The 12,575-nt window shown below is 67.8% G+C and carries 9 protein-coding genes; 7 read left to right on the plus strand and 2 right to left on the minus strand.

Annotated features, from left to right (window positions below; all coding sequences use genetic code 11):
- Positions 1–10: 10 nt before the first annotated feature.
- Complete coding sequence (gene selD, locus ACLV8F_RS01770; RefSeq protein ID WP_411882529.1) at positions 11–1,084, minus strand: selenide, water dikinase SelD; 1,074 nt, start codon at positions 1,082–1,084, stop codon at positions 11–13.
- Between the two features lie 294 nt (positions 1,085–1,378).
- Between selD and ACLV8F_RS01775 the strand changes: the two genes are divergently transcribed.
- The 7 genes from ACLV8F_RS01775 (at position 1,379) to ACLV8F_RS01805 (ending at position 11,044) form a co-directional block, all read left to right on the plus strand.
- Positions 1,379–1,999: a hypothetical protein gene (locus ACLV8F_RS01775; protein ID WP_411882530.1), complete on the plus strand. Its 621-nt coding sequence runs from the start codon at positions 1,379–1,381 to the stop codon at positions 1,997–1,999.
- A 120-nt stretch (positions 2,000–2,119) separates the two neighbouring features.
- The gene (locus tag ACLV8F_RS01780; RefSeq protein WP_411878058.1) at positions 2,120–2,737 is read left to right on the plus strand and encodes a hypothetical protein; all 618 of its coding nucleotides are present in this window, start codon (positions 2,120–2,122) and stop codon (positions 2,735–2,737) included.
- An 86-nt stretch (positions 2,738–2,823) separates the two neighbouring features.
- Positions 2,824–5,814, plus strand: coding sequence for a hypothetical protein (locus ACLV8F_RS01785; protein ID WP_411882578.1), 2,991 nt, complete (start codon positions 2,824–2,826; stop codon positions 5,812–5,814).
- A gap of 11 nt (positions 5,815–5,825) precedes the next feature.
- Positions 5,826–6,464 (plus strand): phage tail protein, encoded by a 639-nt coding sequence (locus ACLV8F_RS01790; RefSeq protein WP_411882531.1) that lies wholly within the window; start codon positions 5,826–5,828, stop codon positions 6,462–6,464.
- 41 nt (positions 6,465–6,505) lie between these two features.
- A complete protein-coding gene (locus ACLV8F_RS01795) occupies positions 6,506–7,882 on the plus strand; it encodes a hypothetical protein (protein ID WP_411882532.1) in 1,377 nt (458 codons plus the stop codon).
- 6 nt (positions 7,883–7,888) lie between these two features.
- Entirely contained in the window at positions 7,889–8,767 is an 879-nt protein-coding gene (locus ACLV8F_RS01800; RefSeq protein ID WP_411882533.1) for an FkbM family methyltransferase, read from the plus strand.
- Entirely contained in the window at positions 8,768–11,044 is a 2,277-nt protein-coding gene (locus tag ACLV8F_RS01805) for a glycosyltransferase family 2 protein (RefSeq protein ID WP_411882534.1), read from the plus strand.
- A 15-nt stretch (positions 11,045–11,059) separates the two neighbouring features.
- On the opposite strand, the gene ACLV8F_RS01810 is transcribed toward ACLV8F_RS01805, so the two are convergent.
- Positions 11,060–12,565, minus strand: a complete 1,506-nt coding sequence (locus ACLV8F_RS01810) for a protein kinase domain-containing protein (RefSeq protein ID WP_411882535.1) — start codon at positions 12,563–12,565, stop codon at positions 11,060–11,062.
- Between the last annotated feature and the right edge of the window lie 10 nt (positions 12,566–12,575).

Raw genomic sequence — 12,575 nt, forward strand, 5'->3', positions numbered from 1 at the left:
CGCGTATCGCTCAGCGCACGGCCATGCCCGTGCCTGCGGCGACTTCCCCTATCACCGCCGCCTCGCCAAAGCCCTGGGCGTGGAAGATCGCCAGCACCTGGCCGGCGCTGTCCGCGCTGCACGACACCAGCAGTCCGCCCGAGGTCTGCGGGTCGCTCAGCAAGGCCTTGTCCACCTCGGAAAAAGCGGCCGGCAGATGGACTTCACCGCCGTAGCTGGCCCAGTTGCGGCCGGATGCGCCCGTCACGCAGCCTTGCGCCGCGAGTTCGCGCGCGCCGCTGATGACCGGCACGCGCTGCCAGTCAATGCGCAGCTGCAGGCCGGCGCCGCGCGCCAGCTCCAGGCCATGGCCGGCCAGGCCGAAGCCGGTGATGTCGGTCAGCGCATGCACGCCTTCCATGCGCGCCAGTTCAATGCCGGGTTTGTTGAGTTGCGTGGTGAGCGCGATCATGCGGGCGTAGCCCTCGGCGTTGAGCTGTTCTTTTTTCAGCGCCGCCGACAGGATGCCCACGCCCAGCGGCTTGCCCAGCACCAGCACGTCGCCGGCTTTTGCGCCGGAATTTTTCTTGACGCGCGAAGGATGCACCAGCCCCATCACCACCAGGCCGTAAATCGGCTCGACCGAGTCGATGGTGTGGCCGCCCGCGATCGGGATGCCGGCATCGCGGCAGACGTCCTGGCCGCCGCGCAGGATGGCGCCTATGGTCTCCAGCGGCAGCACGTTGACGGGCATGCCCACCAGGCCCAGCGCCATGATGGGCGTGCCGCCCATGGCATAGACGTCGCTGATCGCATTGGTCGCGGCGATGCGCCCGAAATCGTAGGGGTCGTCCACGATGGGCATGAAGAAGTCGGTGGTGGCGATCAGCGCCTGCTCGTCGTTGAGCTGGTAGACGGCCGCGTCGTCGGCGGTCTCTATGCCCACCAGCAACTGCGGCGGGATGTTCAGGCCCGGCAGGTTGCCCGAGTTCTTCAAAATTTCACTGAGCACGCCCGGCGCGATCTTGCAGCCGCAGCCGCCGCCGTGTGAAAGGCTGGTGAGCCGGGGTGCGGCGGTTGGCTTGGACGTGTCTGGTTTGGTCATGGGGCAACTTTCAAATCGGGCCGGGGCGCAGGGAGGCGCATCACATCCGGATGCCGCGCAGGTACGTCAAGTTTATGACAAGGCCATGCGCGCGGACCGGGCGGTTCCTGCATGCGGCGTGGCGTGGACAGTCCCTGCGTTCACATCGCTTTGCAGGCCGCCCCGCAAGGGGCATTTCCACCCGCGCTTTCTGTAATTGCCTGTAATCGCTTTGGCCGTGAGCCTTGCCTAGAGTAGCACCACTGAAGCGGAAAGCCGCCGGCCCCAGCAGACAAGCCACCACAGGGAATCACCATGGATATCAAACTGCGATTCGTCAACAAGTCCAACGACGGCAACAAGTCCGAGGTGGTGGTCTACCAGAAGAGCGTGCTCACCACCATGGCGTCATTGGCGGTGGCCTGGAAGGTGATCCGCTACTGCGGGCGCGACTGCACTCACCCTTTTGTCTATCCCGACAGCTACGAGGTGTCCATCACCGACGAGCACGCCAACTTCACGCCGCGCCTGAAGGCCAAAAACGGCCAGATGCTGAGCCTGGTCACCACCCCCACCGGCAGCCGGCGCCTGCTCTACACGGGGCCGTCCAGCGCGTCGACCGAGCTGGACGTGCTCAACAGCATGAGCCAGGGCGCGGTTGATGTCTGCATCTTCAAGGATGGTCGCCTGATGGGCGTGAAGACCTCGGTATCTCCCGGGCAGAAGGCGATTTTCCAGTACCAGCCGGCGCTGTGGATAGGCGTGACCTCCGAGGTCGTGCAGGGCGAGCCGATCGACTCCGCCGTGATGTCGGACACCAATACCGAGCTCTCGCTGATCGGCATCGCCAGCGCCGACATCGTGATGACGGGCGGTGGTCCGGGCGAGGGTTCAACGCCTTTTTTCTTCAATCTCGAAAACATCGTTCACGCCTGAGGGAAACCGCCAGGCCTGGACACGCAGGGTTCGCCGCCGGGGCAGCAGGGCAACGATGGCAAACGGGCAACGCATGGTGCGCTGCCATCTTTTTATCAACAGGATCAACAGGAGAAAACCATGGATATTGCACTGAACTTCATCAACAACTCGAATGACGCGAACAACTCGGAGATCGTGATCTTCCAGAAGAACGTCGCGACCAATTTCGACGAACTCGCGGTGGCCTGGCAGGTCATCCGCTACTGCGGCCAGGGTGACAACCATCCCTTCACCTTCCCCATGACCATGCAGGTCGGCGCCAGCGACAGCTACGGCAACTACACGCCGCAGCTCGATGCGCAGAACGGCCAGCTGTTCCAGATGGCGCTGACGACCTCCGGCGACCGGCTGGTGCAAGCCGGCAGCGGCACCAGCTCCAAGGAAGTGCAGGTGCTCAACAGCCTGCCCGTGGGCGCCATCAATGCCAGCATCTACAAGGCCGGAAAACTGCTGGCGGTCAAGACCTCGATCGCCCCGCAGCAAAAAGCGGTGTTCGAGTTCAAGCCCACCATCTGGATCGGCGTGGCCTCGCAAATCGTGCAGGGCCAGGTCATGGACTCGGCGATCATTTCCAACATCAACACCGAGCTGTCGCTGCTGGGCATCGCGAGCGCCGACATCGTCATGACCGGCGGCGGCCCAGGCGCCAACTCCACGCCTTTCGCCTTCAACCTCGAAAACATCGTGATGTGCTAAAGCCGCTTCACCGGCGCGCGGCCCCCGGCCGCGCGCCGGCGACGCGGGCCGCATGCCGCCCCCACAGGAGCACCCGAGTGAACGAAATGGTCAAAAGAAGCTGGTCGGCCATGGACGGCTGCCTGGTCTTCGACTTCACCATCAATCGCGAACCGGGCGACGACATTCCGTCCATGGCCGGCGTGTCCTGCAGGTCCGGCCCGGCCGAAAACCAGCTGCTCACCATCACGCGGCTGTGGCCGGCCAAGCCTTTTGAATTCAGGTTCCGCTCGGGCTGCTACGTCTCGGGCTACCTGCAGCAAAAAACGCCGGTGCACATCGACGGCGTGACCAACACCGCCATCTTTGCCGACATCCATTACGGCATGAGAGGGCAGAGCGACGACCACCACTTCGAGGGCATCATGGTGGCCTGCCCCACGCGCGGGCCGCTGCCGCCGCCAGGCCCGCCCTGGCCGCCGGGGCCGCCGCCCATAGAGCCGGACCCTCCCATAGGCCCGGTCGAACCCATTTCCATCGTCACCAGCCATCCCGACGAACTGTTTCCCTATGTCTACGTGCGGCGCTGGCCCAAGGTGAGCGCTGGCGACCTGCTCTACGGCTTCGTCCAGTACGCCGGCGCCAGCCCGCCTTCAAGCGCTTTCTTCGGCGACCTGGTGGATGCGCGCAACCAGCCGCAGGGAGGGCGCGAGGCCGCGCAGGAACTGGCCCTGAATTTCATCGACGGCGATGGTTACCCGGGCGGCTTCGTCGGCGGCATGGACAGCCTTGCCGGTCCCGTCGGCCAGTTTGCGCGGGTTTTCATGCGCCTGCCGAAACCGGACGGCGCGCCGGCGGCCTGGCTGGCCAAGGCCTGCGAACGTGTCACGCGGCTGCTGTCGCGCTACGCGCTGGACTGGCGCTACTTTGATTCCAGTGCCTATGCCGAAGCGCTGGACCGCGTCTGGCAGAGCTACTTTGCCCTGGTGATCACCCTGGGCTACGACACGGCGCTGCTCGATGAGTTGACCCGGGTATTGCTGATGGCGCACCTGGTCGAGGTGGCGCTGCAGCCTTACGCCAGCATCACCGGCGCATCGACTGCCGGACCGATCGAAAGCGCCGAAAGCGCCGAAAGCGCGGGAGTTGCGGCAACGGAACCGGTCGTGGCGGAGCAGTCCCACCTGACCGCGCAGCAGATCACCGAGCTGCTCCATGCCACGCCCGCGCTCAGCGCGCAGGTGTTTCCGCTGCCCGCCGCGCAAGCCCGTGCCCCTGATGCCTCCCCGCCGCCGGGGCCGCCGGGCTGGATAGAGCCCTATGCCATCGGCGACCTGCAGATGGTGCGCCAGCGCCTGCTGCGCTACCAGTGCGGCGAGATCGCGCGCATTGAAAACGTGATGCGCGGCGAACGCCGGGAGGTGACGCACAAGCGCACCCACCGCCAGGTCGATGAGCGGCACCAGAGCACGCAGGAACAGCAGCTGCTGCAGAACGACGCCGCGGACGAACGCAGCAACCTGCAGGAGGAGTCGCGCAAGACCGTGGCCGAGGCCAGCGAAACCAACCAGTACAACAAGTTCACCAGCAGCTACGGCCCGCCCACCCAGGCCACGCTGGACGGCTCCTGGACCAAGACCGTGCAGCCGGGCGCCGCGCCGGGGCTGGACGACACCACCCGCTTCGCGCGCGACATCCTGAACAAGACCGTCAACCGCATCAGCCGCAGCGTGAGCCTCACGCGCTCCAGCAGCACCATGAGCCAGACCGAGGACTCGGTGGTCAGCCTGGTCGACAACACGGGCGGCACGCACGGCATGCGCGGCGTGTTCCGCTGGCTCAACAAGGTGTACGAGGCCTGCGTCGTCAACTACGGCCAGCGCCTCATGATGGAGTTCATGGTGTGCAGGCCCGCTGCGGCGTTCATCGCGGGCGAGCAGGCCCTGGCAGGCCAGGACTTCGTCAAGCCGGTGGCGCCGCTGCGGCTGCACATCGCCACCTTTGAAGACATCAACCCGCGCAACTACGCCCGCCTTGGCGCTTACTACGGCGTGCTGGACCTGGAGCCGCCGCCGCTGGCGCAGCGCTTCGCCTCGGCGACCCTGCGCGACGGGGAAGAAAAACAGATCGCGATTCCCGGCGGCTACTGCGCCGCCAAGGCCTATGTCAGCTACGTCAGCGCGCCCACCGGCGTGCCCGCGCCCGTGGTGCTGGTGGGACGGCAGACGTTCAACCCGCCCGCCGATCCGGACGGGATGACGCTGTTCGGCGAGGACGACAGCGTGCCGGTGTCCGTGCTGGACTACCCGCCCAGCCTGTCGCCGCCCGCCGACCCGCAGGTGCAGGTCAACGTGGAAATCGCCTGCGTCCCTTCGGCGCGCTGCATGGACGAATGGCGCATCCGCATCTACGCCGGCATCATGCGCGCCTACCAGGAGCGGCTGGCCGCCTACCATGCACGCGCCGACGGCGGCCCGCAGGGGCGCATCGCCCCACGCTCGCCGCTGGCGAACCGGCAGATCGAGCAGCGCGAACTCAAGAACGCCTGCCTGCGCCTGCTGCTGGAGCGCCTGCTCGCGCTGACCGGCATGGCCTCCGAGGCCACAGCGCTGTCGCCGCCCGCGGAATTCAGCGTCAACGAGCCGCGCTACCTGCAGTTCTTTGACGAGGTGCTGGAGTGGAACGAGATGGTCTACAGTTTTTACGCCAGCCCCGGCCTGGGCGCCGGCGGGGCCGAACCGGAACTGGGCAGCCTGGCCGCCGACGACGATGCCCTGTTCGCCAGCTTCCTGCAGGCCGACCAGGCGCGTGTGCTGCTGCCGGTGCAGCCCGCGCATGTGATGGCTTTCCTCTACTTCTATTCGGCCGGCATGTTGTGGCCGTCCGGTGACAGCCTGGCGCCCGTCAATCCCGGCGACATTCCCCTGGTCGACGACCTCAAGCATGCCGGGCCTGCGCGCCGTCCCGCGCGGCACGTCGGGCCGTGCTGGGAAGTGGTGGTGCCCACCGCCATGCAGGTGATTGACGAAGCCGGCGCCGTGACGGGCGTGGGCGGGGGCATCGTGCCCGCCGCCGCCATCGGGAGTGCCGCACCATGATGGCGCCGGGCATGAACAACCCCTTCTTCGTGCGCCCGGGCTTTGGCGAGCTGCCGGTCGGCTCCGTCACGGCCTTCGCCGGCACCCTGGGTGCGCCCGACAGCGCCGGCGCGGCCACCACCGTGACGCCGCAGGACTACGTCACCGACCCGGTCGAAGCCTGGGGCTGGATGTTCTGCGACGGCCGCACGCTCACTGCTTGCGACTACCCCGAGCTGTTCGCGGTGCTCGGTTATGTCTACGGCGGCAGCGGCAACCAGTTCCTGATTCCCGATTACCGCGGCTTCTTCCTGCGCGGCAACGGCACGGGCACGCAGAACGACCCCGACATCGCCACGCGCAAAGTGCCGCCGGGCGGCCAGGGGCAAAGCAGCGGCGTGGGCTCGACCCAGCCCTTCGCCGTGGAGACCCACGAGCACACCTACAACAGCGTCCCCGCGCCGGCCATTTCCTCGTCCCCCAGCACGGCCGCCGGTGCGCCCAGCACGACCACCGCGCTGACCACCGGCGGGCCGGTGCCAAGCCAGCCGGTGCCCGGCCAGCCCCCGCCCAGCCCGGTGCTGGTAAGCCAGTACGAAACGCGCCCGATCAACGTCTACGTGAACCACATCATCAAGTTCACCTACGGTCTGGCGCCCTTCATCCGATGACTTCCGACTGACCCACCCAGCATCTTCACAGGAGAAACAGCATGGCTTACAACAACGTCCGCTTCATGGGCTACGTGATCGACACGGCGCCCAAGTTGAACCCCGATGGTTCCAAAACCTACCTCGGGCTGAACAACCCGCAGCAGGACATCGAGGCGCGCTGCGACCTGATGCTGCGCGCCATGAAAACCGCGCGCGATGCGCTGCCGGCGCAGTCCCCGCCGCCGCCGCCCGGCGATACGCTGAACGTCTTCATGGCGCCCGAGTTCTTTTTCCGCGGCGCATCGGGCGCCTACCAGATGGACGACGTGCAACTGGCCATCGCGGCGCTGCAGCGCATCGCCGCCGACGACCAGTGGCTCGACTGGGTATTCGTCTTCGGCACCATCCTGGGTGTGTCCTCGCCTACGCTCAACACGCCGCCTTACGACATCGACCCTCTGGCCAACAAGGAGGTCTATAACTTCGCGCTGGTGCAACTGGGCGGTGTGGCGGTGCAGGGCGACACCGGCGCGCGCGTGGTGATGAAGGAGCTGATGTCCGGCGTGGACTTCATTGCGGCGGCGGCGAATCCCGGTGGCCTGCTGCTGGGCGACGTCGAGCACCTGGCGCCTTCCACCACCGGCGGCCGCGGGCGCGAACAGCAGGTGGTCAACTACGACGGCGCCGGCGTGTTCGAGCTGGCCGGCATCACCTGGGGGCTGGAGGTCTGCCTGGACCACCTCGGCACGGTGCGCCGCCTGCAAAGGTCACCGCAGCTGCCGGGCGAAAACCTGGTCCAGCTGCAGTTGGTGCCTTCCTGCGGCATGGGTGTGCAAGCCCCGAGCGTGATCACCGAGTTCGGCGGCTACGTGTTCAATTGCGACGGCTCGCGGGCCGCCCGCCATTCCACGCTGGCCCAGCAGGTGCCGCCGCTGGTGAATGTGGCGCTTTCCACCAGCACGCCGGTCAGCGGTGACCCGATAGCGCTGCAGAGCACGTCGCCGGTGCTGGACGTGCCCGTCAACTCCCTGTACGCCAGCGGCCCCGGCGTGGTCAACATCTACCCTGCGCGCGCCATACCGGCCCGGCAAACCGTCCCGGGCAGCACCGTGCGGCTCTTCTGGCAGGCCAGCGCCGACTACCAGTTCGTCTTCCTGCTGGTCTACGACGACAACGGCAGCTACGTGACCATGATGTGCGAAGCGCGCAGCAGGAAGACCAACTTCCACGGCAACAACTACTACCTGCCGCTGTCGCTGCAAATGCAGGACTCCCTGAAGCAGGCCGTGAGCATCCAGATGCGCCTGGCCGTGGGCAGCAGCCCCTACGCGGGCGCGGTCTGGTGCAAGATCAGCGTGCCGGGCTTCATTTTCGAGGGCAATGCCTTCGAATTCAGCGCCAACACGTCCGGCCTTCCCCCCTTGACGGTCTGGTAGCCGGCGATGGGACTGCTCGTGCAAGCCAACAGCTTTCATGCCGGCGCGCACGCGGATGCGCAGCACGAACTCAGCGTGTTCGTCCACCGCCGCGCCTTCCGGGTTCGCTCCGGCGATGCGCGCAAGGCTTTCTGGGGCCGCGTGGCAGCCGGCCTGTGGGAGCCGCAGACCTTCGAGGTGTTCCAGCGCTTCCTGCGGCCCGACCGTTCTTACATCGACGTGGGCGCCTGGATAGGGCCCACGGTTCTTTACGGCGCGTTGCTGTCGCGCCGCGTGCATGCCCTGGAGCCGGACCCGGTGGCCTTTGCCGAGCTGGCGGCCAACGTCGATGCCAACCCTGCCCTGCGGCGGAAAATCCACTTGCATCCATGCGGCATCGGCCCCGAAAACGGCCCGCTGCGGCTGTACGCCGGCGGGCTTTACTTCGGCGAGCAAAGCCATTTCGGCGACAGCATGTCGGGCATGCTGGCCGCCCCGGGCGCCGTCGGCCAGCCCTGCCGCGAGGTCCCTGGCATGGACCTGGAGCGCTTCCTGGCGCTCAATGCCATCGATGACTGCAACTTCATCAAGATGGACATCGAGGGCGGCGAGTACGCCGTGATTCCCGGCCTGTGGCGGCGCCTGCCGCAACTGGGCCTGCCCACGCTGTATGTTTCCTTCCACGCTCCCGAGCCGGCGCGCCGCGAAGCGCTGATACGCGCCTGCGCGGAGGAGTTGCTGCTGTGCTACCCGCGCTTTTACAGCGCGGTGGATGCCCGGGGCGTGGCGCTGGCGCAGTTGCTGGATGCGGTGGGCGACTGGGGCGACGAAGCGCCGGGCAGCCCCTGGCGCAAGCTTGAAATGCTGCTGGGCGCGGGCCTGGTGGCCAGCCATGAGGCGTGGTAGATGCCCGCCCCGCAAGACCGCGAGATCCTGATCGGCGTGTATGTGGCCGCGCATGCCGAGGCGCTGGCCGCCACCCTGGCCAGCCTGTTTGAGAATACGCCCATGCCTTTCGGCCTGCGGCTGCTGCCGGACCCGGCCGGCGAGGACCAGGCCCGGGCGCTGCAGGCGCGGTTCGCGGCCCACCCGGGCATCGCGCAGCTGCCCGGGCCCGTGCACGAAGGCGCGGCCGCCTGCTTCAACCGGCTGGTCGGCGTGCCGGCCGACGTCTATGTGTTTCTCGAGAACGGCGCGCGTGTCACGCCGGGCTGGCTGGAGTTGCTGTTGGCCGCGCTGGATGCCGATGCCAGCCACGGCCTGGCCGGCCCTTCGACCAACCGCGGCTGGAACGAGCAGGCCGCGGCACCGGCTTGCGGCGCCACGCAGGAAGCCCTGTGGAACCAGGCCGATGCGCTGGCGGCAAGATTCGGCAACGCGTACACGCCGCTGGAGCCGCTGCACAGCCTGTCCGACTTTTGTTATGTGGTCAGGAACGAGGTGGTGGCCGCCATAGGCGCCGCCGACGCGGCCTACGCCCAGGGGCCGTGCTGGGAGATGGACTACAACATCCGCGCCGCGCGGGCCGGTTTTCGCGGGGTCTGGGCCCAGGGCGCTTTTGTGCACCGGGCGCCGCCGTGCCCGCGGCAGTCGCTGCTGCAGGACGGCCTGCTGGAAACCAGCAAACATCTCTACCAGGACCGCTTTTGCGCCTGGCGCGGCCAGGCGCAGCAGCAGCCCGCGCCTTACCACGCGCATTGCGCCGGCGAGCAGTGCCGCTACTTCGCCATGCCCGAGCGCATGCGCATCTTCGTGCCGTTTGCCGCCGTCCCGGAAGCGATCACCGAGGCCGCGATGCCGGCCACGGCCCCGCCCCTGCTGAGCTGTGTGATGCCCACGCGCGCGCGGCCCGGGTTCGTCGCGCAGTCCATCCGCTACTTCCAGCGCCAGGACTATCCGGCGCTGGAGCTCATCATCGTTTACGAGGACGACGGCGACCTGCCCGCCGACGTCGCAGACGCACGCATCCGCTGCATCCGCATGGCCCCCGGAACCAGCATAGGCGCCAAGCGCAACGAGGCGGTGCGCCTGGCCCGGGGCGAACTGATCGCGCACTGGGACGACGACGACTGGTACGGCGAGCAGCGCCTGAGCCGGCAGGCCGCGCCCATCCTGCACAACATCGCCGACATCACCGGGCTCAACGACATGCTCTTCATGGCGCGGCCGCAGGCCGAGTTCTGGGCCGCCAGCCGGGCCTTGTTTCGCCGCCTGTTTGTCGAGAACGTCAGCGGCGGCACCTTGCTGTACCGGCGCAGCCTGTGGGAGACGCGTGGCCACTACCCGGCCACCTCGCTGCGCGAGGACGCCGACTTCCTGCAGAAAGTCCTGGGCGGCGGCGCGCGCCTGTGCCGTGTCCCGGGGCGCGAGCTGTGCGTCTATGTGCGCCACCACGGCAACACCTGGAAGTTCAAGGAAGGGCACTACCTGCAGCAGGACGCCTGGACGCTGATGCCGCAGCCGGAGTGCCTGTGGCGCGACCGCGATTTCTACTTTTCGCCGGTTGCCGCGGCGCAGGCCGGCGCCGCGCCGGCGCGCCCGATGGTGTCCTGCATCATGCCCACCGCCGACCGGCGCGACTTCGTGCCGCAGGCGATCCGCAACTTCCTGGCGCAGGACTACAGCCCCTGCGAGCTGATCGTGCTGGACGACGGGCGCGACAGCGTGGCCGACCTCATTCCGCAACACGAAAGCATTCGCTACCTGCGGCTGGACCGAAAATGCACCCTGGGCGCCAAGCGCAACATCGCCTGCGAACTGGCCCGCGGCGAGCTGATCGCGCACTGGGACGACGACGACTGGATGGCGCCGGGCTGGCTCAGTTCGCAGGCCAGGGCCTTGCTGGCGCAGGGCGCGGACATCTGCGGGCTGGACAAGGTGTTCTTCTATGCGCCGCAAGGGCGGCGCGCCTGGCAGTATGTGTACGACGGCCGCTCGCCCTGGGTGTGCGGCGGCACCCTCTGCTACCGCAGGGAGTTCTGGCGCGCCGCGCCCTTTGCCGACATCAACGTGGGCGAGGACAACGCTTTCGTCTGGGCGCCGCAGCACAAGCGCATCGTGGTCAACCCCGACCAGCATTTGTACGTGGCCCGCGTGCATGCCCGCAACACCAGCCCCAAGGAGACCCTGAACCGGCGCTGGCGCAGCTGCCCCGTCGAGCAGGTTGAGCAGCTGATGTTGTGAGGCCTCGCGCATGGTTCAGGAAGGGTGGCTTTCCATCAGCCTGAACACCCTGTCTTCCTCCTTGTCTTCCTCTTCATGCCGCGCCGCCGCCGTGCCGGCATAGGCTTCAAAGCGCATGTTGGCCGCCAGCTCGCGGCGGGCATGCTGGCTGGCCACGATGGCGCCCGGCCCGGCCACGCTGTTCAGGTGCAGCGCGACGTTGGCGCCGCGGTTGCGGCTGGAGGCATCGCCGCGCGAGGCCGGCGTCACGCTGTGGATGGCGCCCGATATTTCCAGCCGCACGCCGTGCTGGACCTCCAGCAAGCGGCTGCGGCGCTGCACGCGTGTGCACAGGTCCATGGCGGCGACGGCCGCCTGCCGCAGGTTCTGCTCGCCGCTCGCGCCCTGCTCGAAATGAAACAGCATGCAGTCGCCCAGCACCCCGGCGCTCTGGCCCTGGCCGCCCTGCACGGCGTTGGCGCACCAGCGCATCTGCTGCTCCCGTATCTCCTGCAGGTAGGGTAGGGCCAGCGAGGCGTTCCTCGCCGGGTACAGGCGCAGGCCCACGCACAGGATGCCCAGTGCATGTTCCCCGCTGGAGGGCTGGGCCGCGATGTCCATGCTGTCCAGCGTCAGCTGCTTCACGGCATCCACCGGGGCGGCAGGCGCGAGCTGGCCCTGGCGCGTGCCGCGCAGTTGCGCCAGGCATTGCGCCAGGTCCAGGTAAAGGCCGGCCGCGTCGGCCGTGCGCTGCCGCAGGTCTTTGTGCAAGGCCTGCCGCAGCAGCGGCGCCAGCGGCTGGCCGGCCAGTTCGTCGGGCAGGGCGATGGGCGCCGCGCTCAGCTGGTGATGCAGCACTTCGTTGACGTCCGCACCCTGGACGCAAGGCCTGGCACTCAGGCACTCCAGGAAGATCAGCGCCCAGGCATAGATGTCCGTCGCGGGGACGCAGGCCTCTCCGCGCAACTGCTCCGGCGCGCAATAGGCGGGTGTGCCTTCCGCCCCCGCCATGAAGCGCGGCTCGCCGTGGTGGCTGGCCAGCCCAAAGTCGAGCAGCGTGAGGTGCAGCGCCCTCCCGGTGGAAACGACCATGATGTTTTCGGGCTTGAGGTCGCGGTGCACGACCTGGTGCTGGTGCAAAAAGGTCAGGGCGTCCAGCAGTTGTGCCATCAAGGCCATGGCGTCCGGCAGCGGCAGGCCGCCGTTGCGCTGCAGGAAATCCCTGAGCGTCTCCCCCGGGATGAATTCAAGCACCGCGAAAATCAGCCCGCCCGCCGCCATGCCTTTGTCGATGAGTTTCACCACATGGGCGTGCTGCAGCATCGCCAGCACCCGCGTCTCCTGGTGCAGGCGTTGCTGCACGCGCCGGTTCGCCGCGGGGTCGTGCGCCGAAGCCGGATGGGGAATCTTGATGGCGACAAACTGGCCCGTGCTGCGCTGCCTGGCCTTGAACACCTGGCCTGATGCGCCTTGCCCCAGCAAACCCAGCGGCTGGTAACCCGGCGCGCCCACGGGGAAGCCGTGCGTGGGCACCGGCGTCATGGAGATGGGT

The organism is Polaromonas sp. YR568, assembly GCF_943369675.1.
Lineage (GTDB): Bacteria > Pseudomonadota > Gammaproteobacteria > Burkholderiales > Burkholderiaceae_C > Polaromonas.

Excerpts from the sequence above, each read along its gene's own strand:
- ACLV8F_RS01795 (WP_411882532.1), top strand. The coding sequence starts at position 6,506 with ATGGCTTACAACAACGTCCGCTTCATGGGCTACGTGATCGACACGGCG.
- ACLV8F_RS01775 (WP_411882530.1), top strand. The coding sequence starts at position 1,379 with ATGGATATCAAACTGCGATTCGTCAACAAGTCCAACGACGGCAACAAG.
- ACLV8F_RS01800 (WP_411882533.1), top strand. The coding sequence starts at position 7,889 with ATGGGACTGCTCGTGCAAGCCAACAGCTTTCATGCCGGCGCGCACGCG.
- ACLV8F_RS01790 (WP_411882531.1), top strand. The coding sequence starts at position 5,826 with ATGAACAACCCCTTCTTCGTGCGCCCGGGCTTTGGCGAGCTGCCGGTC.
- ACLV8F_RS01785 (WP_411882578.1), top strand. The coding sequence starts at position 2,824 with ATGGTCAAAAGAAGCTGGTCGGCCATGGACGGCTGCCTGGTCTTCGAC.
- selD (WP_411882529.1), bottom strand. The coding sequence starts at position 1,084 with ATGACCAAACCAGACACGTCCAAGCCAACCGCCGCACCCCGGCTCACC.
- ACLV8F_RS01810 (WP_411882535.1), bottom strand. The coding sequence starts at position 12,565 with ATGACGCCGGTGCCCACGCACGGCTTCCCCGTGGGCGCGCCGGGTTAC.
- ACLV8F_RS01780 (WP_411878058.1), top strand. The coding sequence starts at position 2,120 with ATGGATATTGCACTGAACTTCATCAACAACTCGAATGACGCGAACAAC.
- ACLV8F_RS01805 (WP_411882534.1), top strand. The coding sequence starts at position 8,768 with ATGCCCGCCCCGCAAGACCGCGAGATCCTGATCGGCGTGTATGTGGCC.